General features: G+C 68.5%; 16 protein-coding genes and 1 pseudogene. 6 read left to right on the top strand and 11 right to left on the bottom strand.

Translation table 11 applies throughout. The features are described 5' to 3' along the window. Nucleotide 1: 1 nt before the first annotated feature. The gene (locus tag ACPXY0_RS11900) at nucleotides 2–2,743 is read right to left on the bottom strand and encodes a TonB-dependent receptor (protein ID WP_423924807.1); all 2,742 of its coding nucleotides are present in this window, start codon (nucleotides 2,741–2,743) and stop codon (nucleotides 2–4) included. Nucleotides 2,744–2,842: 99 nt separating this feature from the next. Continuing rightward, on the bottom strand, nucleotides 2,843–4,489 hold the full coding sequence (locus tag ACPXY0_RS11895; protein ID WP_423924805.1) for a M28 family peptidase: 1,647 nt from the start codon (nucleotides 4,487–4,489) through the stop codon (nucleotides 2,843–2,845). A 122-nt stretch (nucleotides 4,490–4,611) separates the two neighbouring features. Between ACPXY0_RS11895 and ACPXY0_RS11890 the strand changes: the two genes are divergently transcribed. Genes ACPXY0_RS11890 through ACPXY0_RS11880 form a run of 3 tightly spaced genes read left to right on the top strand, consistent with a single transcriptional unit; the run spans nucleotide 4,612 to nucleotide 10,176 of the window. Beyond that, nucleotides 4,612–5,778, top strand: coding sequence for a DUF3500 domain-containing protein (locus tag ACPXY0_RS11890; protein ID WP_423924803.1), 1,167 nt, complete (start codon nucleotides 4,612–4,614; stop codon nucleotides 5,776–5,778). A 14-nt stretch (nucleotides 5,779–5,792) separates the two neighbouring features. After that, nucleotides 5,793–6,410 carry a hypothetical protein gene (locus ACPXY0_RS11885; protein ID WP_423924801.1) on the top strand — a complete coding sequence of 206 codons (618 nt, stop codon included), beginning with the start codon at nucleotides 5,793–5,795 and terminating at the stop codon, nucleotides 6,408–6,410. Nucleotides 6,411–6,426: 16 nt separating this feature from the next. Continuing rightward, nucleotides 6,427–10,176 carry an FG-GAP-like repeat-containing protein gene (locus tag ACPXY0_RS11880; RefSeq protein WP_423924799.1) on the top strand — a complete coding sequence of 1,250 codons (3,750 nt, stop codon included), beginning with the start codon at nucleotides 6,427–6,429 and terminating at the stop codon, nucleotides 10,174–10,176. Between the two features lie 157 nt (nucleotides 10,177–10,333). On the opposite strand, the gene ACPXY0_RS11875 is transcribed toward ACPXY0_RS11880, so the two are convergent. The 3 genes from ACPXY0_RS11875 to ACPXY0_RS11865 all read right to left on the bottom strand — a co-directional run bounded on the left by ACPXY0_RS11875 (nucleotide 10,334) and on the right by ACPXY0_RS11865 (nucleotide 12,367). After that, nucleotides 10,334–11,386, bottom strand: coding sequence for a hypothetical protein (locus tag ACPXY0_RS11875; protein WP_423924797.1), 1,053 nt, complete (start codon nucleotides 11,384–11,386; stop codon nucleotides 10,334–10,336). A gap of 63 nt (nucleotides 11,387–11,449) precedes the next feature. Continuing rightward, entirely contained in the window at nucleotides 11,450–12,196 is a 747-nt protein-coding gene (locus ACPXY0_RS11870) for a hypothetical protein (protein ID WP_423924795.1), read from the bottom strand. A gap of 30 nt (nucleotides 12,197–12,226) precedes the next feature. Then, entirely contained in the window at nucleotides 12,227–12,367 is a 141-nt protein-coding gene (locus ACPXY0_RS11865; RefSeq protein ID WP_423924793.1) for a hypothetical protein, read from the bottom strand. Nucleotides 12,368–12,923: 556 nt separating this feature from the next. Here ACPXY0_RS11865 and ACPXY0_RS11860 point away from each other — a divergent pair. The 3 genes and pseudogenes from ACPXY0_RS11860 (at nucleotide 12,924) to ACPXY0_RS11850 (ending at nucleotide 15,194) form a co-directional block, all read left to right on the top strand. After that, nucleotides 12,924–13,202, top strand: a complete 279-nt coding sequence (locus ACPXY0_RS11860; RefSeq protein ID WP_420635576.1) for a transposase — start codon at nucleotides 12,924–12,926, stop codon at nucleotides 13,200–13,202. Nucleotides 13,203–13,204: 2 nt separating this feature from the next. Then, nucleotides 13,205–13,459 (top strand): annotated as a pseudogene (locus ACPXY0_RS11855) (IS3 family transposase); the annotation flags it as partial. Between the two features lie 424 nt (nucleotides 13,460–13,883). Beyond that, nucleotides 13,884–15,194 carry a CRTAC1 family protein gene (locus tag ACPXY0_RS11850; RefSeq protein WP_423924790.1) on the top strand — a complete coding sequence of 437 codons (1,311 nt, stop codon included), beginning with the start codon at nucleotides 13,884–13,886 and terminating at the stop codon, nucleotides 15,192–15,194. Nucleotides 15,195–15,509: 315 nt separating this feature from the next. Here the strand turns inward: ACPXY0_RS11850 and ACPXY0_RS11845 are convergent, their stop codons facing one another. From ACPXY0_RS11845 to ACPXY0_RS11820, 6 genes are all read right to left on the bottom strand, one after another. Then, the gene (locus ACPXY0_RS11845) at nucleotides 15,510–16,496 is read right to left on the bottom strand and encodes a hypothetical protein (protein ID WP_423924788.1); all 987 of its coding nucleotides are present in this window, start codon (nucleotides 16,494–16,496) and stop codon (nucleotides 15,510–15,512) included. Between the two features lie 365 nt (nucleotides 16,497–16,861). Next, a complete protein-coding gene (locus ACPXY0_RS11840) occupies nucleotides 16,862–17,410 on the bottom strand; it encodes a helix-turn-helix transcriptional regulator (protein ID WP_423924786.1) in 549 nt (182 codons plus the stop codon). Nucleotides 17,411–17,750: 340 nt separating this feature from the next. After that, complete coding sequence (locus ACPXY0_RS11835; protein WP_423924784.1) at nucleotides 17,751–18,143, bottom strand: HEPN domain-containing protein; 393 nt, start codon at nucleotides 18,141–18,143, stop codon at nucleotides 17,751–17,753. After that, nucleotides 18,130–18,486 (bottom strand): nucleotidyltransferase domain-containing protein, encoded by a 357-nt coding sequence (locus ACPXY0_RS11830; protein WP_423924782.1) that lies wholly within the window; start codon nucleotides 18,484–18,486, stop codon nucleotides 18,130–18,132. The genes ACPXY0_RS11835 and ACPXY0_RS11830 overlap by 14 nt, the downstream gene beginning before the upstream one ends. Before the next feature lie 99 nt (nucleotides 18,487–18,585). Continuing rightward, nucleotides 18,586–19,038 carry a DoxX family protein gene (locus ACPXY0_RS11825; RefSeq protein WP_423924780.1) on the bottom strand — a complete coding sequence of 151 codons (453 nt, stop codon included), beginning with the start codon at nucleotides 19,036–19,038 and terminating at the stop codon, nucleotides 18,586–18,588. Further along, a complete protein-coding gene (locus tag ACPXY0_RS11820) occupies nucleotides 19,035–21,302 on the bottom strand; it encodes a 2OG-Fe(II) oxygenase (protein ID WP_423924778.1) in 2,268 nt (755 codons plus the stop codon). Before ACPXY0_RS11820 ends, ACPXY0_RS11825 begins: the two co-directional genes overlap by 4 nt. Nucleotides 21,303–21,361: the final 59 nt, after the last annotated feature.

The following is a 21,361-nucleotide window of genomic DNA, read 5'->3' as shown; positions in this document are numbered from 1 at the left end:
ATCACCAGTCGAAGGCGTAGCTGGCGCGGACGTAGTACAGACCGCCGTTGAACCCGAACGGCGACTGCTGGCTGTACAGATTCCCCACGTTCGCCGCGGCGCCCGGATTCATGTCCGTGAACGTGTTGAAGAGGTTCTCGGCGCCCACCGTGAGGGTCACGGAATTGGCGAGCGTGTACGCCACTTCGGCGTCCACGAGGGCCTTGCCCCCGTAGGTGTGGTCGTCGAGCCAGTCGTACCAGCCCGAGAAGTAGCCCACCTTGCCGAAGAAACGCAGGCGGCCCGCCCGGTGCGTCGCTGAGAGGCTGCCCCGCGTCGTGGGAAGAGCCTCCCGCAGCTGCCGGACGCGCAGCGGAAGCTCCCCGGCGGACAGCCGGTTCGGATCCTCTCCGGCGTATTCCGTGACTTCCGTGCCGGTGTAGTTGAACAGCAGGCTGAAGGTCGTATTCCCGTTGAGGGTCGGCGGCGAGTAGCTGGCGACCACGTCTACGCCCTGGCTGCGGGTGGAGAAGTCATTGTTGTAGTAGCGGAACCTGGCCAGGTTCCGCGCGCCCTCTACGCCCTCGGCGATGAGTTCTTCGATCTCATGCGGCTCGAGTGTGTAGTCGGGGCTCAGGTTGATCCGGTCGGAGACCGAGACCCGGAAGTAATCTGCCGTCACGATCAGCGGCCCCTGGGTCAGCGCGGCGCCCAGCGCCAGGTTCACCGAGGTCTCGGGTTGCAGCTGCATGCCGCCCCGGCGCTGCGCGACGGCCGATGTCGGCGGGATCGTGCCGCTGTTCACCAGATCCATGAGTGTGATGTCGTAGATCGTCCCGATGTGCTGGAGGTTCTGTTGCCCTGGAGTCGGGGCCCGGAACCCCGTGCTCGCGCTGGAGCGGAGCGCGAACCCTTCCGCGACCCGCAGACGTCCCGACAGCTTGCCGTTGAACGTCGTCCCGAAGTCCTCGAAATCTTCGAGGCGGAGCGCCAGGCCGGCCTGCCACCGGTCGTCCGCTCCGTCGTGGTGCGCATCCCCGTAGACCGCCACGTTGCGCCGGTCCCAGCGTCCCTCGGAGAGCGGGCCGAACCCCGGGAACCCGTTGGACGCGGCGCTGAACCCCTGCTCCAGATAGGGTCCCAGTTCCCATGACGCCGTGTCCCCCGGCACGATCTCGAAGCTCTCCACGCGGTGTTCGAAGCCACCGGCGACGTGGGTCCGCTCGCCGAGCGTGTAGTGCAGATCGAGGTTGAGGTTGAACTCCCGCTGCTGGTTGATGCCGGGCCTGAAGTCGGTCGGCGTCTCGGGCCCAAGCGACGCGTTGACCGTGTTCATCATGAAGAAGTCGATCTTGTGCGTGCCCCAGCCGGCGCTCAGGTCCCACTCCACGCCCGCGGTCGTGCCCTTGATCCCACCGACCGCGGAAGCGTCGAACGCGTCCCCGCCGAACTGCGGCGTGAAGCCGCCCGGGAACTGCTCCTGGAAGGAGAAGCAGTTGGGGTCGCTACGGACACGCTCCATCGCCACGGGGTCGGGCACGTTGTTCACGATGCGAACGACGGGGCAGTTCGCCGAGCCGTCGACGACGCCATCCTGCGCGTCAAGGACATCGCCGATGAGGAGAGTCTCTCCGCCGTCGATACTGAACACGGCATCGCGGGTGTTGGGGTTCCGGAAGTAGAAGCCACCCTCGACCCTTTTCGTGTGGTAGCTGCCGAATCCGTACAGTTCCACGCCGCCGCCGAAGGTGTAGCCCGTATTCGCGAACAGCTTGACGTTGTCGTCCACCTCCGGGGATCCCCAGATCTGGGCCGGGTCGCGCACGGGGAAGCCCGCAGCCGCCAGGGCGGCGGCATCATTCCGCTGAATGCTGCGGCTGGTGGGATCGGACTGGCTGAATTCGCCGCTCAAGCTGAGGAATCCGGTCTCGCCCAGAGGGAGGCCGACGTTCGCGGCAGTCGTGAACATGTCGCCGTCGCCCTCCTGGTAACGACCGCCCCGCACCTCCACGCTGCCGCCTGAACGGTTGTTCTTCGGCACGATGTTGATCACGCCCGCGATGGCGTCCGAACCGTACTGCGCGGAGGCGCCGTCCCGGAGGACCTCGACCCGGCTCATCGCGATGCTCGGAAGCGTAGAGATGTCGGGACCCTGGGCGCCGTCCGCGACGCCGTTGCCATTCCAGAGGACGATGACGGCGGAGCGGTGGCGGCGCTTGCCGTTCACCATCACCAGCGTCTGGTCCGGCGCGAGGTTTCGGATGTGTACCGGGCGCGCGATCGTGGCCGCATCGCTGATCGGTTCATCAACCACGTTGTAGGAAGGCAGTACGCTTCTGAGCTGCGAGCTGAGGTCGGGCGTCCCCTGGCTGGCGAGTTCGGATACCGGGACGATGTCGAGCGGCACCATCGACTGCGTCGCGGTCCGGGGCTGGGCACGTGAGCCGATGACGACGAGCCTTTCCAGCGCTATCGCTGCTTCGATCAGCGTCACGTTGACACGTAGCGTCCCCTCCCCGCGAATCACGACCTCGAGGGTCTGGGTTTCGTAGCCGATGCGGGCGAACCGCACCTCGTGGGCACCCGCTGGAACCCCGGCGATCCGGTACGCACCGCCAGCCCCGGTGACGCCGGTGAGGTCTAGCGCCGAGAGCGTGATGCCGACCCCCGCCACGGGCTGGCCGGCACCGTCCCGCACCGTCCCTTCCAGCGTCCCCTGCGCGGCGAGGGCCCGTGGAAGGCATGCCAACGTCGCGAACAACATGACGCGGACTCCGATTCTCCGTACCACTTTTCCTCTCCTGTTCCTGCTTGGCCTGTCGCCGTGACCGCGGGGCGCCTGACTCCGCGCAGGCACCTGTCGCTACCGCATGCTGATCGTCGCCGGTCCGCTTGGGCGCTGGGCCAGGCTCCAGCTGGTCTGATACACGAGGCGGACCACCTTCTCGAGTTTCTCGTAGTTGATCCGCTCGGGGATATCGTCCCGGCGGTGGTAGTCGGGGTGCAGCCCCGTGTGATAGAAGAGCGCGGGCACGCCCACCTGCATGAACGGCCAGTGGTCGCTCCGGCGTAGCAATTGAATCGGGTGATTGTCGTAGCGGAAGCGCAGGTCGAGGCCCGTCTCGGCGTTAGCTCGCTGGACCTCGGACAGCAGGTCGTCGCTCCGGGTGGTCCCGAGGATGTTGATGGCGTTGGCGTTGGATTCGGAGGACTGGATGTCGAGCCCCCGGAAGCGGCGACCGCCTCCCACGACGACCTCCTCGTTGCGCCCGATCATGTCCATGTTGAGGACGGCCACGGTCTGTTCGAGAGGATGGAGCGGGTTCTCGGCGTAGGCCCACGCGCCCAGCAGTCCTTTCTCCTCGAAGTCCCACGCCGCCAGCAGGACGGAGCGGCGGGGTCCGCGACCCATGCGCGCGGCCTCGGCGTAGGCTTCGGCGATCTCGATCAGCGCCACGGTGCCCGAGCCATCGTCGTCCGCGCCGTTGTAGATCACGCCGCCCTCGGCACCGTCGTGGTCGAAGTGGGCGCACACGATGACCCACTCGTCCTTCAGTTCCGGGTCCGAGCCTTCGATGAGGCCGACCACGTTGCGCGCGGTATGGACCTCCCGTCGCACGTCCGCCGAGACCATCGCCTCGAGACCGGGGAGGGATATGGGCGCCGCGCCTCCCGCGGCCTCCGCGCCGCGGACCAGTTCCGCCAGCGTGCGGCCGGTCCCCGCGACCAGGCTCTCCGCCAGCGCCGTCGAGATGCGGACGGCGGGGATCCGGACCCGGTTCAGGCGGCTTTCGAGCGTGTAGCGTCCCCCGCGGCGGACGGTCTCGGGCCAGTAGCCGGCGGCCTCGGCGCTGAAGTTGCCGGGTTCGGGGTGATTGTGGACGTCCGTCACCAGGAGGGCCGCGACCGCCCCGGCCTCCTGCGCGGCGGCGAGCTTCCGGTAGGCGGCGGAGGCCTCCGAAGTGACGAGGCCGTCGAAGGCGCTCTCGGGGTCCGTCTCTTCCGGTTCGTGATCGAGGATGAGGACGACGTTGCCCGCCACGCCGGCACCGTAGTCATCGTGGCCCAGTTCCGGGGCGGAGATCCCGAAGCCGGCGAACACGACCTGCCCGCCGGCCGTGCCGCTCCCGCTCTCTCGCAGGGGGTAGAACTCCTGGCCGCGCTCCTTCGAGATCCTGAGGCCATCGGCGTACTGGACGACCAGGCCGTTGTCCTCTCCGACCTCGGCCTGGACGACGTTGAAGGAGTGGTAGTAGGAGCCGCCGGGGGCGGCCGGCGTGAGCCCGAGCCGCTCGAAGCGCGACTTGATGAAAGCGCTCGCGAGGCGGCCCTCGGGCGAGCCGGCGAGGCGGCCGCGCATCTCGTCTCCCGCCAGGAAGAAGAGATCGGCTCGGAGGTCCGCTCCCGTGATCGATTCGATGGCCGGGGCGGTCTCTTGGGCCTGCGTCTGGGTGGGGAGCGAGACAGCCGTGACGCAGACGATTGCGATGACGGACCGGAGTGCGCTCAAGGGTGTTCCGCGCGAGACCATGGGGTGCCTCCTTCCGGGGGACCGGGATTGCAAGCTAAAGTGATGCCGCCGGGGAAGGCGAGACTGCTCCACGAGGACTGAGTCTGTCGAAGGAGGACTCCATGGACTCCATGGACCGAGGGACGGGCGGCACCTACCGGACCGTGTCGGCAATCGCCGGTATCACGGTCGCGTGCCTGGCGGCCGCCTGCAAGGGAGAGACCGTTGAAGCACGGCCCGCCCCGATGGCGGCAGTCGGCGAGGCCGAGGTGTCACCCCTACGCATGGCCGAGGCCGCCCGCACGTTGCTCGCTTCGCTGTCGCCGGAGCAGCGTATGGCGGCGGCGTTCCCCTTCGACGCCGATACCGCCCGAACCAGCTGGAGCAACCTTCCCGCGAGTATCGTGGCGCGCGGAGGCGCACGGGTCGGCGACTTCACCGACCTGCAGCGAAGACACCTGCACGATCTCCTGCGCGCGTCGACGAGCAGCCAGGGATACCAGAAGATGGCCGGGGTCGTGCGTTTGGACGAAGTGTTGCACGAGGAGGCCGTGGCGGCCGTCGCCAGCGGCGAACGCAGGCTCCCCGACGATCTGGTCGAGAGCTGGACATCGGCCAACTACTGGGTCTCCTTCTTCGGGCGTCCGGGCGAGGAACCGACCTGGGGCTGGCAGATCTCGGGTCACCACCTGGCGGCCAACTTCACCGTGGCGGACGGCCGGATCAGCTTCACTCCGCTGTTTCTCGGGGCGGAACCGCACGAGATCATGCATGGGCTGGACGCCGGGTGGCGGGTGCTCGCCAACGAGGGGGAACGCGGCTGGAGGCTGCTCCAGGCGCTGGATGACGGGCAGCGCGCCCGGGCGGTTCTCGGCGACGACATCCCTCGCGACGTGCTCACCGGCCCCGGCCGCAAGGGTAGTCTGAGCGAGTTCGCCGGGCTTCCCGCGTCCGGGCTCACGGACCCCCAGCGCGCGCTGTTGTGGCAGCTCGTGGAGGAATATGTCGCCAACGCGGACCACGCCGCGGCGGCCGCCCAGCTCGAGAAAATTCGGGCGGGCGGACTTGACGCCCTGCATTTTGCGTGGATCGGGCCCGTGGACGACGTGTCAGCGGCGCGCTACTACTACCGCGTCCACGGACCTTCCGTCCTCATCGAGTACATCGTCGAGCGCGGCGTCGGGGACGGCGCCGCCAACCACGTGCACAGCATCATGCGCGACCCCGGCAACGACTACGGCGAGGATTGGCTCGGCAAACACTACGACGAGCACCACAACCGGCGATGACGTGGCGTGTTTCGGTGAAGCCGGTTCGGGCCGCCGCCGTGGGTCTCCTGATGGGCCTCGTCCTGGGCGGCGTCGCGGGGGTCGCATTGGGTGGGCCCGGTGGGGGGGCTGCGGGCGATGGCGCCGCGGCGGCGGACATCCTGGCGGGCATGGCCGAGCGGCAGGGCCGGCAACTCGGGCGGCTCACGGAGGCGGCGGACGAGGCGGCCCAGCTGCAGCGGGAACTCGCGCTCGCTCTCTTCTACCGGCTGCAGGAGTTCAGGCGGTTCGGGCTCGAGGGACAGATCGTGACCTGGGTCGTTCCCGGGGCCGCAGCCGGCTCCACCGGCCCGCTGGCGGGTTCGCTGGCGGGCGCGGTACGTCTGCCCCAGCTCGCCGTGGACGCGGCGACGCGCGCGGAGTGGCGCGCCGTGTCCGAGCGCCTCGTCTCGATCGGGGCCGAGGTGGATCCCACCGTGTTCTCCGCCTTCGAGGATGTGCTGGAGTTCGTCGAGGGCCGCCCGTGGCCCGAAGGTGCGGGACTCGCGGCGGCCGCCGCCTCCGCCTGGGCGGACCCCACCACGGTGGAGACCTGGCTGTCGCTGAACCGGGCCCTCGTCGGCCGTGCGGATGCCATCCTCTCCGGATTCTGAGCGTCTTTCCCGCTTCATGAGCCGCCCCCGAATCCAGGCCGCCCATCGTCGCGCCTCCTGCGCGCTGTTGGCCACTGTCGCCGCCTGCGGGCCGGCGGATTTCGCCGCCCCCGCGCAGCCGGGGGAGTGGACGGAGGTGTCGGGCGCCCGCTGGCGGACCCTGGCGGTGGAGGGGGGAGACGCCGGGTTCACCTCCATTTCGCCCTCGTGGTCCGGGGTGGACTTCGCCAACGCGCTTACGGACTCGAGCTTCATCGAGAACCAGATGCGCGGAAACGGCTCCGGAGTGGCCGCGGGCGACGTGAACGGGGACGGCCGGCCGGACTTCTACCTCGCGCGCCTGGAAGGTCCCAACGCCCTCTACATCAATCTCGGGGACTGGCGGTTTCGGGAGGAGGCCGTCGAGAGCGGCGTCGACGCCGCGGACCGCTTCTCGACCGGCGCCACCCTCGTCGACGTGGACGGCGACGACGACCACGATCTCATCCTCACCTCCATCGAGGGCCCGAGATCCGTGTTCCTGAACGACGGTGAGGGGCGCTTCGCGGAGGCTCCGGGCGCGGGGCTGCTCGACTCGCGCGGGGGGACGTCGAGCGCGCTGGCCGATATCGACGGCGACGGGGATCTCGACCTCTACCTCACGCGCTACAAGAGCCGCTCGGTCCTCGACCTCTTCCCCGGGGACGAGGTCGCCTTCCCCAATACGGTGCGGCGGGTGGGGCGCGGGTTCGAGGTCGTGGAGCGTTTCGCCGACCACTACGAACTCGCGTGGAGGGCCGACGGCGTCGTGCGGCTCGAGAAGGGGGAGTCCGACGAACTCTATCTGAACGAGGGCGGCGGCCGCTTCCGGCATGTCCCGTTCTCCTCCGGGGCCTTCCTCGACCCCGAGGGGGCGCCGCTCGAGGCCGCCCCGACCGAATGGGGGCTGGCGGCCCGCTTCGGAGATCTGGATTCCGACGGGGACCCGGACCTCTACGTGGCGAACGATCTGCACAGTCCGGACCGGCTCTGGATCAACCAGGGGGACGGCACCTTCCGCCTGCCGCCTTCCCACGCCCTTCCCACGACGAGCGCCTCCTCCATGGCGGTGGACTTCGCGGACTTCGACCGGGACGGCGACGCGGATGTGTTCGTGCTCGACATGCTGGCCCGCGATTCGAGGTCGAGGAAGACGCAGGATCCGGTGTCGCGGGTGGAGCAGACGCCGCCGGGCGAGGCCTCCGGCGCGCAGCAGGTGAACCGCAACACGCTGCTGGCCAACCGCGGGGACGGGACGTGGGCGGAGATCGGGCGCCAGGCGGGGGTGGAGGCGTCGGGGTGGTCGTGGTCGGCACTCTTCCTCGACGTGGACCTGGACGGGTTCGAGGACCTCCTGATCCCGAACGGCCACATCCGGGACCTGATGGACGCGGACACCCAGATTCGCATCCGGGAGGCGGGCCTCTCGGGCGAGCGCGAATCCACACTCCTGTACCGTCCTCTTCCGCTGCGGAACGTGGCGTTCCGGAATCTGGGCGGGCGGGGGTTCGAGGAGGTGGGGGGGGCGTGGGGAGTGGCGCCGGAGCCGGACGTGTCGCACGGGGCGGCGCTGGCGGACTTCGATGGGGACGGGGATCTGGACGCGGTGGTGAACCGGCTCGACAGCCCGGCGCTGCTGCTGCGGAACGACGCCGCGTCGCCCAGGCTGGCCGTCCGTCTGCGGGGAGAGGCGCCCAACACGGCCGGGATCGGGGCCACGGTGTGGCTGGAGGTCGCGGGGCTGCCGCGGCAGACGAAGGAGATCGCGGCGGGCGGAGGGTATCTGTCCGGGTCGGAGGCACTGGTCTCGTTCGCGATGGGGGAGGCCTCGGAGGGCACGCTGGGCGTGGATTGGCGCGGCGGGGGCCGGTCGGTGGTGCGCGTTGACGGCCCGGATCGTCTGTACGAGGTCCCCGAATCGGAGGCGTCGAGACCGGACTCGTGGGCGGGGACGGAGGCGGCAACAGGCACGCGGGCGGCGGCCGCGCCCACCCCGGACGCGACGCCGTGGTTCGAGTTGGACGAGAGCTTCGGGCCGATACACGACGAGCCGCCGTTCGCCGAAGTGACGCGGCAGCCGCTCCTCCCCCTGCGCCTGTCCCGGATGGGGCCGAGCGTGGCGTGGCACGACCTGGACGGGGACGGTGACCCCGATCTGCTCCTGGGTTCGGGGGCCAGCGCCGCACCGGTGCTGTTCCGGAACGACGGCGGGGCGCTGGTCCGGGTGACGCTGGCGGGGCCGCGGGCGCCCATCGACCAGACCGCCGTGATCCCGCTGCCGGTGGCGGACACGGCCAGGGTGCTGTTCGGGCTGTCGAGCTACGAGGCGCCGGCCGCCGAGGTGACCCAGGTGCCGGCGGTGGTGTCCGCGGAATGGTCGGGGGTCGCCATGGCGGGCGTGGCCGTCACGCCGATCAACCGCGGTGTGGCGCCGGGGACATCGGCCTCGGTGGGCGTCCTGGCCGTCGCCGACTACGACCTCGACGGACGGCTGGACCTCTTCGCGGGTGCGCGAGTCGTGCCGGGCGCCTACCCGATGTCAGGACCGTCCAGGGTCTTCCGGGGCCGTCCGGGCGGCGGCTTCGAGGAGGACCGTCGGGATGCCGCGGTCTTCGAGCGTCTGGGCATGGTGACCGGCGCCGTGTTCACCGACTACGACGCGGATGGGGCCCCGGACCTCGCCGTCTCCGTCGACTGGGGTCCCGTCCGGCTGCTGCGGAACGACCGGGGCCGGTTCTCCGACGTCACCGACGAAGTGGGTCTCCACGAATATGTCGGCCGCTGGAACGGCGTGTCGGCGGGCGACTTCGACGGGGACGGGCTTCCGGATCTGGTGGCCGTCTCATGGGGAGACAACACGGAGTACCGCCCGACGCCCGGGGCTCCGCTGGAACTGTTCTTCGGGGACGTGGACCTCAACGGCACCCTCGACCTGGTGGCGGCGCAGCGGGACGAACGCCTCGGCGGAGTGGCGCCGCTGGCCGCGCTGGGCCGCCTGGCCGAACACATACCGCCCGTGGGCCAGCGCATGCCGACGCGCGCGGACTACGCGGAGGCCGACGTCGGTGAGGCGCTCGGCGCCTGGCCGGAGGGCCGGCTGAAGGCGACGGAGTTGCGGCACATGCTGTTTCTGAACCGGGGCGACGCCTTCGAGGCGGTGCCGCTGCCCCTCGAGGCGCAGCGCGCCCCCTCGCTGGGGCTGCTGATCGCGGACGCCAACGGGGACGGCCGCGAGGACCTGTTCCTCTCCCAGAACTTCTTCGCCACGGACGAGGACACGCCGCGCTACGACGCGGGCCGGGGGCTATGGCTCGAGGGCGACGGACGCGGCGGGTTCCGCCCGGTGCCGGGGCTGGAGTCGGGAGTCGCCGCCTACGGAGACCAGCGCGGTGTCGCGGCCGCGGACATCGATAGCGACGGACGGCTCGATTTCGTGCTGGGAATCAACGGCGGCGCGGCGCGCCTCTTCCGCGGGGCCGGAAACTCGCCGGGTTTGCGGGTGCGCCTCGCTGGACCCGCAGGGAACCGCCACGGAATCGGGGCCGTCCTGCGCGTGGCGTACGCCGATGGGATGGGCCCGGCCCGCGAGGTGAGGGCGGGGTCCGGCACGGGCTCGCACGATGACCCGGTGCAGATCATGGGCCTCTCCGGCTATCCCGTGGCCGTCGAGGTCCGGTGGCCGGGCGGCGTGCTCCAGCGCGTTGAGGTCCCCCCCGGCGCCCGCGAGGTGACGGTCGGCCCGCCCTGACGCGGCAAAGGGATCACCACATGGAGTCCGTGGCAAAAGCCGAGCGGCTGGTGACGGCTTGAATACCCACGATCTCGGCGTAAACGGCGATTCCGTGACGGATACGGGCGAAGTCTCGGGCCGTGGCGCATCCACCGTGATCGGCTCCACGGACGGGTCATTCGGCGTTCCTTCGACATGAGCGCAGCTGTTCCAGGGGCTGGGGTTCGCGCAGCGCCTCGAATGGCGAATCCGTCGGCAAAGGGGATACGAGCTGTACCATGCCGTGTCCCCCGAGCGCGTTGCGCAGGACCAACAGCACACCTGCAACGGACTGGTCGCGCGAGAGATAGGCATGGACGCGCTCGGTGTCCCGCGTATCCCAGCCCAAGCCACCGACCTGCACCGCGACGTATAGCGGCGAGAACGTTTGGCGGAGCTGTTTTGCCTTGCGGCTGAGCGCGCTCAGCACGCGGTCGGCCGTGTCGTCGTAGACAGCGACCCCGCCTGAGGGGTAGCCGCCGATGCCTCCCCGATGGCCCTCCGAGGCGTAGTGGATGCTGCTCACGAACAGCGTCCAATCCTCCGCTGGGTCTGGGTGTCGGTATACAGGCAGTCCGTAGCCATACTCGTCCCAGTTTTGTCTCGGATTTTTCGCCCTGTGCAGGCCCCATACGCCGTGGATATCGAAATCGTGCGAGCGGACGCCGGCAGCGCGAAAATCACTGATTGCGTTGTGTATCCTCCGCACCAGAAGTTTGAGGGACGGTGCGTTGCGCAGCTTGCCGCGCGATTCCAGCCCGACCCACAGGCCCAGGGGAGTCTCGCTGTTGTCGAAGTGTCGCCGAAGCCGCAGAATGACGTCCTCCTCGGCGTCGGTCTTCCCGAAATCGAGACCCCGGACATGGGTGGCCTCCACCTGGAAGCGTTCGCACCGGAAGTCGGCCCCACCCTCCGGGGCCTCGTAGCGTGGCTCCAGTCCCATGCGGTGCAGCATTGCGAACACCTGCATCTCGAACCGGGCACCCTCGAACTGTCCTGCGCGCTTGCTGCGAAGGCGGCCGCGCAACGTCTTTTGTCCCCGGGGCGGGATTAGCGCAAAGAGCGTCTCCAGCTCCTCGCGGATGCCCGCCGCGCGCTCACGGGATTCGATCCATTGGAAGGTGGTCTCGCCCGCACGGATGTAGTCGTCGCGGTCATCCGGGATCTGCTCTACGTCGCGAAATAGCATATGTGTCCTCGCTCCGTTCGCGTCGTCGCGTACCGTTAGGGACGGCCCGCCTCGCCCTCGTGCTCAGTTCTCCAATGCATCCGTTACGCCATTGCATGCGGCCTCGTAAGCGGCGCGCCAGCCCTCCAGCTCTGCGGTCTCGAAACACTCCATCTGGATGTCGAAAAATGGCCAGTGGTCGTCATCCGATCCGACATCGAGGGTCTTGCGTAGCTCCTGCGCGGCGCTTCGGTCGTATCGGCCATCCTCGTTGGTGACGTGCGCGGCGACACCACTACCCAGCCGGGCGAATAGGTCAAGGCGCACCAGCATCGAGGTGACGGGTAGGTCGGCACCGGCGAGCCTTGGAGCCAAATCCGCGTTCTGAAACCGCTGTATACAACGCAGAACCCCGTGTGTTTTCGCTGAAATCTCGGTGAGATTCTCGATGTGTACGGGGGAGCATTCCGTCGCGCGATCCCTGTCCCTGTGCGCCACGTACTTATCGCGCCATTTCTTAGCGCCCGTTTCGTTGACCGCAGCGCGGGCAGTTTCCAGCGCGTTCATGGCGGTGCCCCTTTCGTCTCCCTCCAGTTCGTCAACAAGTAGCTGTAGCGACGTATCCGCACGAGGATCGTTGGTCGTTAGATTCACGGCCGCCAATAGTGCTCCGTTCCAAAGCCCTAGGATCATCTCGCCCATGAATCCGTTCATGCCAAAGACGTCATACAGTGGCTGGTTGCACGGCTGACGCAGTAGCTCTATCCATGTCCGATAGCGCTCGAATCTCCCCCACTCCTGCAGCACCCTGCTGTACGCATCTTCCGTCATTGTACGGCTCCTCTCATCCCCGGGCATTCGTCAGTCGTCCGCGTTCCCGTTCCGTCCCACGCCGTAGGCGGAGCGCCCGCCCACCGCCCAGACGGGTTCGACCACCGCGTGTGCAGTTCGCCGGAAGTCCTCCCGTGCGTCCCCGGTGGCGTAAGGCGGAAGGGTGGGCATCTCCGCGAAGGCGTCGTAGGCGTACCTGTGCGGCTTCTCGCCCCGGCGCCGTAGGAGGAAACGTCTGCATACGACACCAGAGCCCGCGAACCATACCGGTCTCCCCGCACTTCCGGGAAGCCGAACCGTGCGGATCAAACGGGGACGATACGCCACTGGCTCAAGTTGCGTCCAACGACCGGACAGAGTGTTGGCACGCGGGGATCCGGCGTCTTGTGGGCCAGCGGCGAGACGGCGCCTCGGCTTGCAGAGGGTTCCGGTTTCCGGTCATCCTGTGGCCCAACCGGAATGAGCCGGTCGTACCCTGGACGCGCCTCATGACGCCTCAACTGGAACCGCTCGGTTCCCATGCCGCAGCTAACGCCCACCGTAACACCCGCCCTCGATCACAACATCGAACTGGGCCTCCTCCTCCGCGACCGCCCCCTCGCCCTCAGCGTCGTCAAACACCTCCAGGATATGACCCCCAGATCCTGGACACCCCACCATTGTGACGTTTGACCTCCGGGCGCGGTGCTGCGCAGGGTAGAACCTGGCAGGCCGGAAGGAGGTCGACATGGCACGGCGGCGGTACACGCCCAAGCTGAAGGCGCAGGTGGTGCTGGAGGTCTTGGGTGGCGAGAAGACGCCCGGGCAGGTGGCCAAGGCGTACGGGGTGCACCCGAACTCGGTACAGCTCTGGAGGCGGCGGTTCGTGGACCGGGCGCCGGAGGTCTTCGCCGAGGAGACGACGGTGAAGGAGTACGAGCGCCGGATCCGGGATCTGGAGCAGCTGCTGGGCAAGAAGGAGGTGGAGATCGCCCTCTTAAAAAACTTCTTGGGCCGGAGCGGCTGAGCGTGGAGGCGAGGGTGGCGCTCGTCTCCGGCACGCGCGAGGCGTACGGCCTGGGGCCGTCGCTGCGGGCGGTGGAGCTGGCGCGCTCGACGTGGCACCACCACACTCGGACGAGAGTCCCGTACGCGGAGAAGTACGCGCACCTGGAGGCGCCGCTGAAGGCGATCGCCGAGGCGCACCCGGAGTACGGGTACCGGCGGACCGCCGCCGAACTCCGGGAGACGTACGGGCACCGGGTGAACCGGAAGGTCGTGGCGCGGCTGCACCGGCTGTGGGATCTGCCCTTGAGGCGCACGGTTACGCGGCCGAAGCCGAGCGCGGTCCGGCGGGCCATAGACGCCGCGGGTCCGCACGCGAACCTTCTGTCGGGACGGCCGAAGGCGGAGATGGGGCCGCTGGAGGTCTTCTACACGGACTTCACCGAGCTCGTCCACGCCGGCGGGACGAGAAAGGCGTGGCTGATCCCCATCCTCGATCACGCGACGAAGTACGTCCCGGGCTTCGCCGTTGGAGCGTCGGCCAACTCCGGCTTGGCGCTCTCGGCCTGGACGGCGGCGGAGCGGACCCTGGGCCGCCTCCGGAACTCGCTCGACGGGATCATCGTCCACCAGGACCGGGACCCGGTGTTCACCGGCTACGCGTGGACCGGCCAGCTGCTGTCGGCGGGCGCGCGCCTCTCCCATGCCCTCCGCGGACCGAGGGACAACCCGGAGATGGAGAGCTTCTTCGGCCGGTTCAAGGTGGAGAACCGGTCATCAACTACTACAATCGGGTGCGTCGTCACTCCTCCCTCGGAGACCGGCCACCCCTGGGAATCATCGAGGACTTCTACCGCGAGGGCTGAGCAGCGCAATAAACCCGGAGATCGGGTGTCCAACTTTTGGGGGTCACTTCAGGGATCCGGACCTCGCCCTCTCCATCGACTGGGGCCCCGTCCGGCTGCTCCGGAACGACCGGGGGCGGTTCACGGAGGTGACCTCGCAGGTCGGACTGGGGGAGCAGGTCGGCCGGTGGAACGGGGTCTCGGCCGGCGACTTCGACGGGAACGGCCGTCCGGACCTCGTGGCCATCTCCTGGGGGGACAACACGGAATACCGCCCGACGGCAGAGGCGCCGCTCGAACTCCACTTCGGAGACGTGGATCTGAACGGCACTTTCGACCTGATCGAAGCGCAGCGGGATGAGCGGCTCGGTGCGGCGGCGCCGCTGGCCTCGCTGGGCCGTCTCGCCGAACACATCCCGCCCGTCGCCGAGCGGATGCCGACCCGCCTACTCTACGCGGAGGCGGATCTGGAGGAGGTGCTGGGCTCCCGGCCGGAGGGACGGCTGGAGGCGACCGAACTCAGGCACATGCTGTTCCTTAACCGAGGGGACCGTTTCGAGGCCGCGCCGCTCCCGCGCGAGGCTCAGCGGGCGCCGTCCCTGGGGCTGCTCGTGGTCGATGCCAACGGAGACGGACGCGAGGACCTCTTCCTGTCCCAGAACTTCTACGCCACGGACGAGGACACGCCGCGCTACGACGCGGGCCGCGGCCTGTGGCTCGAGGGCGAGGGAAACGGCGGCTTCCGTCCCGTGCCGGGGCAGGAGTCAGGGGTCGCCGCCTACGGGGACCAGCGTGGCGCCGCAGCCGCGGACGTCGATAGCGACGGCCGCCTCGATTTTGTGCTGGGGATGAACGGCGGCGCGGCCCGCCTCTTCCGCGGGGCCGGGAACTCGCCAGGTCTGCGGGTCCGCGTGGCTGGAACGGCGGAGAACCGCTACGGAATCGGGGCCGTCCTGCGCGTCGTGGACGCCAACGGGATGGGTCCGGCTCGCGAGGTGAGGGCGGGCTCCGGGACGGGCTCGCACGACGACCCGGTGCAGATCCTGGGCCTCTCGGCCGATCCGGTGGCCATCGAGGTCCAGTGGCCGGGCGGCGTCGTCGAGCGCGTCGAGATTCCCCCCGGCGCGCGGGAGGTGACCGCCGGCCCGCCCGGCGGCCGGAACCGATGAGTATCCCCCGGACGCCGTTTTGCCGTGCATCTTCGCGGGATTACGTTGTGGCGGGAATTGCTGCTGCCCGACGCCGCAAACGGTTACACGAGATCCACCCGGCACCGTGCTTCGAAGGTCGAGGTCGGCCAATGCAGATGGCGGGGAGTCGCCGTTCGCCCGGATCATCCAAGCGGGGGCCACGATGTTATCGAAGTTATCCTGGTTTATCTCGATGAACGACGACGGCGTTCGATGGAGTTCATCGTCCGATGCGAGACGGGGGGGGGCACGCGCCGCCCGCAATCCGGGAAGCCAACAACGAGCCGGTCCGCCTCAGTCGGAGGGCGTGATCCTGGCGCGCACGACATGCTGGACGCCGAAGGCGCCGGTGACGATGGCCCAGAACTCGTCACCGCGCACGACGGGCGGCAGGAAGGGCAGGGGATTCAGCTCCGGAGAGGTCGCCGCTCCGACATAAGTCCCGTCCGCCGAGAAGATGTCCCACGTGGCTTCTCCGCTCGCCGGAGGCGTGCGGACCCAGATATCGCTTTCGACCGAAGTGAAGAGGTTGACGATGGAGGGCTTCACGTCCGGGATCTTCGACCAGTCGCGGTCCGTGTCCGCTCCCCGCTCCCGTAGTCGCTCCCGGATCCCTTCGATCGCCGCGGCCCGCTCTTCCCGCGTGACCGGGAGGTGAGGCTTCCGCGCCGCGACGATCAGCGTCGTGTCTCCGGTCAGGCTCTGTCGCGTGAGGCGATAGCCCGGCGGGTCATTCTCATGGGCGCCGGCCCAGACTGTCCCATCGCGGCCGTAGTACTGAACGCCTCGAGGGTAATAGGGAACCCTCATGAAGCCCCCACCGCTCCCGTCACGGGCCTGCCAGGCGAAGCGTGAAGGCGTGGCGTCTTCCCCCCGCCGTACAGCCTCTCTCGCCGTAAGCCCCCCGCCACCACCGCCCGGTTCGGAGAACGACTCCACGAGTTCCATGTTCAGGTCGTAGATCTCGACGCCCGGTGGTTGGAGGGTCGGGCGCACGATCCGGCCATCCGCCGTCATGGTTCCCATCCAGATGTAGGCGTAGAACGAGAAGTGGTAGCGGAAGGAATCCAGGAACCCGGCGTCGGGGTCGAACACGGACATGCGGTCGTTGGCCGGATCGGTGACCCAGAGACGACCGTGCGGATCGAGCATGAGCCCGTGTGCGTCGCGGAGTTCGCCGGGACCCTCTCCGTCTCCGCCGTAGGTGGCCCGGTGGGAGCCGTCGGCCGCGAAGACGCGGACTTTCCTGGGCCTGCGAATCGAGGACGGCGAAACCCCCATCGGGCAGCACGACCAGCCCCCGCAGCTCGCCGAAGACGTCGGGGCCGTCTCCGTCCACGGATCCGACGCGCAGTTCCTCGACGAGCGTCCAGGTCGGAGACGGATCGTCGGGAAGCACGTTCGTGACGCGCTCGATGCCCGAAGGCAGCGTCTCTCTGGTCGTGACGCCGCCGGCACTCCCCGGCCGCTGCTGGGCGTAGGCGGTCACAAAAGGCGTCAGTCCCGTTATCACGGCCAACGCCACTGCGGACTGGATTCTTCTCTTGCTTCGTCCGGTTCCGGCCATGTCCCATCCTCCCTATAGGTCTCGGGGATACGACCGACGAGCCGCCTCTTGGTTCCCGCATGGGTCGAAGGCCGGCGGATCAGCCGCCAAGGACGGGACCGGCGAGAGCGCGGAGGTCGGGACAGTCCTGCGGGTCGAGTTGGCCGAGGTGGTGCCGGAGTTCGAGGGTCGCGTTGATCGCTGCCCGCAGGTGGTCGTCGGAAGACCACGGTTCACCTCCAAGGACTCCCCTCAGCCAGCCTTCCACATCGGACCAGCGCCAGAACCGATACCTGTCGTGAGGGTCGTTGAGGGGTGGCGGAAATCCGCCCGGTCCGCGTTTTCCGAGCACCCACAACCGGACACACTCTCGCGAGCGCCCGATCCGGGCGGCGATTTCGGACATCGAGACCAGATCGGGGTCCGCGATCCGAACCACCCGGAGGCTTTCGACCGATTCGGCATCCGCGATCGCGGAGAGAATCGCCTCGTTGAAGCTTGCCGCCTCGCGGTCAAAATCCATGACGGGGATACCGTTGGTAACCCCGATGGTCGCGTCATCGCACCCGGCTTCGTAGAGGGCGTCGAACACGTCCGGGTCGTTGATATCCACTCCCTCGACGATCAGTGTGAAGCTGTGGGTCGTCATTTCTCGACTTCTCGTCTCTCTCCGTGAGGACATCGGCGCACAACCTGTCGGAGTCTTCTGGCGTGATCGCCGGGGTTGCGCGGCGTGGACGCGATGGATTTGCTGCAGGTGCGAGTCCAGGTCGCCGGGCAGTACATCACGCCCCAGCTATGCCCGGAGGACTTCGGGATGACCGTCCACCCGGCTTTTCGCGCGATGCCCAGCGCCTTCTCGATATCCTTCTTCGGATGCCTCCGGAGCCTGATCATGGCTCACGATGTTGCGTCGTGTCAACACCGTATCAACAGGCACGCCCGGGCGGATTGGATCGGGCTGGGGGGCTATCTGCGAGGGTCGGAGATCACAAGAGCTTCTCGGCCCAGGTGACAACGGTCTCGGCGATCTCGAGAGCTTCGAGGTATTGCGCCTCGGAGACGGCTACTCCCGGCCCCGGATAGCGAGTCGCGATGGCGTAACGGGTGAGGCGTCCCACGCGCCGGAGATCAGGTGGAATGCGTTCTCCGTGCGACTCCAGGATCAGGAGCAGACGCGCCAGGTCGTGCACGTACGGGAACTCGATGTCGCGCGAGATCAGCACGGCCTTGATGGCTTTCTCCGCCGCCTGTTGTGCGTCAAAGCAGAGGTCCTCCAGATAGACGCCCGGAAGGCGGTTCCTGGCTTGGGTGAGATTGCTCCGCGCGCGGTTGAGCCATTCGCGCGGATCGTTCGATGGAAGACGCTCAGGTGGCGTCATAGACCACCCGGCCCTCCTGCAGCGCCGGCTTGATGACCAAGGCGTGCGTGTCTTTGTAGCGCTCTACATCGCCGGGGGTGACGACGACGACATCGACTGCGGCCGCGACGCCGTAAAGCTCCTCGTAGATGTCCCCCATCACGTCCCAGTTGTTGTCGCACTGCTTGACAACGAGGAGGTCGATATCGCTGTGCGGGCCCATTTCGCCTCGGACGGCGGAGCCGAAGAGGATGACTTTTTCCGGTTGAGACGCGGCGACGATCCGCCGAACGATATCGTCCAACGTCGCGCCATCGAGCGAACGCGCAGCCCCCTGTGTCGCTGGTTCCTTCGCGTCGGGCATTCTCGCCTCCACCGAGCCGTTCACGGCCGCGCACAGGCTTCGTGAGCGCGTTCCGAACAAGATAACAGGACTGCGGGCGTGACGGGGGGAAGGTGGTCGTCATGAGGCGGAGCGGAGCGCGAGCCAGCCGTCGAGGCTCAGGCGGTCGTCCTCGAACAGGATGAGGACGAGGACGAGCAGCAGCGTCCGCGGGATCACGTGCGCACTGAAGACGTAGAGCGGTTCGGCGAGCAGGTGGCCGAAAGTGACGAGGATGAGGACACCCCCCAGCCCCAGCGCGGCGATCCGGCGCTGCCACCCCACCAACATCAGTGCCCCGGCCGCCAGCTCCACGAACGGGATCGCGACCCCCGTGGCCCACAGCGACCAGGCGGGGAGAAACGTGTCGGCGTAGGACTCGACGAACATGCCGTGCGCGTGCTGGAGGGCCCCGAGTTCGAACACTTTCCAGAACCCGGCCATGAAGAAGATGAGGCCGAGGATCGTCCGGGCCACGAACGCCGCCCAGCTCCTCGGCGTGAGCGCGCCGGGTGGAGTTCGGCTCGGCGTCATCTCGCCTTGTCCGGCGCGGCCGCGACCGCCGCCGCCAGTTGTGCGACGCGGGAGGAGGGCGCGTCATCCCGCTCGCCGGGCGGTGCCGACCGCAGCAGGGAGCGCATGCAGGCCACATCTTCGGCGTACTCGGCGAGGCGCCGGTTGTGGCTGGCCCGGGTCTTGGTGCAGATCAGGGTGTAGGGGCTGCCGCGGCGCTCGGTCACGTGGGTCAAGTCGACACGATAACGGTCGATCTCCCGGTGCAGGTGGCGGCGCAGATCCTTCCGCAGCGGGAAGCGCGCCGAGCGGGCGACCGGGTCCTCGCAGAAGGCCCGGATGCTGGCGCAGTGCTCGCAATCGCACGGAAGGTCCGCGGCGACCGCCCAGTCCCGGGGTGCCTCGGGCGGCAGTGAGCTACGCGCCAGAAGGGCGTCCGCCGACACCCGCCACAGGCATGCGTAGATGTCGGCCCCGGCCACGCCTTCGTGCTCCCGCGCGTCGGCCAGCGCCGCCGGGAGCACGCGCTCCGGGGTCACCCGCTCTGGATGGTCGGCGATCGCCCGGGCCGCGGTTTCGGCCTCGTCCATGAGCCGGAAGCGGCCGGCCAGGACCAGCAGATCGCGTAGGGCATCGTGGTCGAACGGTTCGTCGGGCCGTTCGCCCAAGTCCGGTTGCCGCCGAGCGCCCGCTGCCGGGGCCAGCGCGGCGGGTACAGCGAGAAGCGCCGCTTTGGCGCCTTCCCGCGCCACCTCGCGCCACGCCGCCGCCGAAGCTCCTGCCGCCGAAGCCCCGGTCGCCGCCTCGCCAATCCGGATGAGGAGCGACGAAATCGCCTTCGGCCGCCGGGCGAGGTGTTCCCGTACAAGGGCGGACAGCGCTTCGGCGGCGGTGGTGGGCCCGAGTATGCCCATGACGTCGGCCAAAGCCTCGTTCTCGCTTCCGTCGTACTTCGGAATAGTGACGCGGCGCACGAAGCGAACAAGATCATCTCCGTCGGCCGCCGCGGAGAGGAAGCGAAGCATTTCGGCCCGCCCGGCACCATCGATGCGGCCACTCGCCACGATGTCCACCGTCTTCGAACGGGGCCAAACCACGAACGCGGCCAAGCGGTACGTAAGTTCCAGCTTGGCGCCCTCGTTGCCGGTCGACTCCTTCAGCCGCCGCTCATCCGGCTCAGCGTCGTCAAGCGCCCCGGCGGGCAGGAGCTCGTGGTCGTTGAGCGGTACGCGCCCGAAGGGCGGCCGGCCGGCGTCGCGACCCGTCCAGCCATCGAGCCATCGCCAGGCGTCAATTACCTCCTCGAATTGCGAGTCGCTGTAGCCGGTGTCCCACGAACTGCCCCACCCGCCGTCGTATACTTCCAGCAAGGGCAAGCCGTACTCCTCGATGTGAAGAACCGCCGCGTGCAGCTCGCAACCCGCGCGGTCCGCTGCAGACGACAGAACGCGCGCCCGGGCCGCGTCGATCCCCTTCAGCGCGTCAAAGGACAGACCCTCCTCGCTGTATTGATGATCGAGGACCCATACGAGTTTGTCAGTCGCTCCCTTCTTCCGCCAAACCGACAGACTTTCGGCGGCCCGGTCCGCGATGGCGGCGTAGTCGGGTGCCCCCGGCGGCGTCTCGCCGGGAGAACGGAGGCACAGGTTGAAGACGAGCGACACGCGGTATCCCTCGACCACGGGCCGCACTGCGTGCGGGCAGTCGGCGTAGAACGCCGCAAAGACCACCTCGGACGGCTCCTCCGCGTTCATGTCGAAGACGGTCTCGCGGTCGCCGTGGCGAACGACCAACTCGCCCCCCACGCAAGGTGTCGGCAGCGTGACGGACAGCGTCGCGACCATGCCGTCGCTCTTCTCCGTGTCGCGGTGAGATGAGAAGAAGCCTCCGGGCTCGTAAACGAGCAGCTTGTAGAGTTCCGCACCGAGGAGATCGCGGGAGAGGCCGAGGCCGCGCGCGATGCGGTCCATGATCTCGTCGAACGAATCCCGCCATCCGCGGCCGGCCAGCCGGATCCGCTCCACGTCGATCTGCCGGCAGTCGCGAACCGACGTGTCCACGAGCGTCTTCGTTCCCTTGCCGTACGGGGCGAGCTGCGAGGCGGCGATCAAAGCGCGCAGCTGCGAAGCGGGCACCGGAAACGAGAGATCTCCGACACCCTCCACGGTCAGTTTCGGCATCGCCGCGTACAGCCGGCCGCCGACGCAATAGTCGCCGGGGCGGTCGATTGAGAGGAGAAGCTCCTCCAACCCGCCGTCGCCCACACCGCTTTCGATGTCGTCCATGTCCACTCTCCATCCCGGGGCCTGGCCACGAGAATGACGCAGGGCGGCGGTGGCGCGAA

The organism is Candidatus Palauibacter sp. (genome assembly GCF_965237495.1).
GTDB lineage: Bacteria > Gemmatimonadota > Gemmatimonadetes > Palauibacterales > Palauibacteraceae > Palauibacter.
This window is presented reverse-complemented; position numbering and strand designations above follow the sequence as displayed.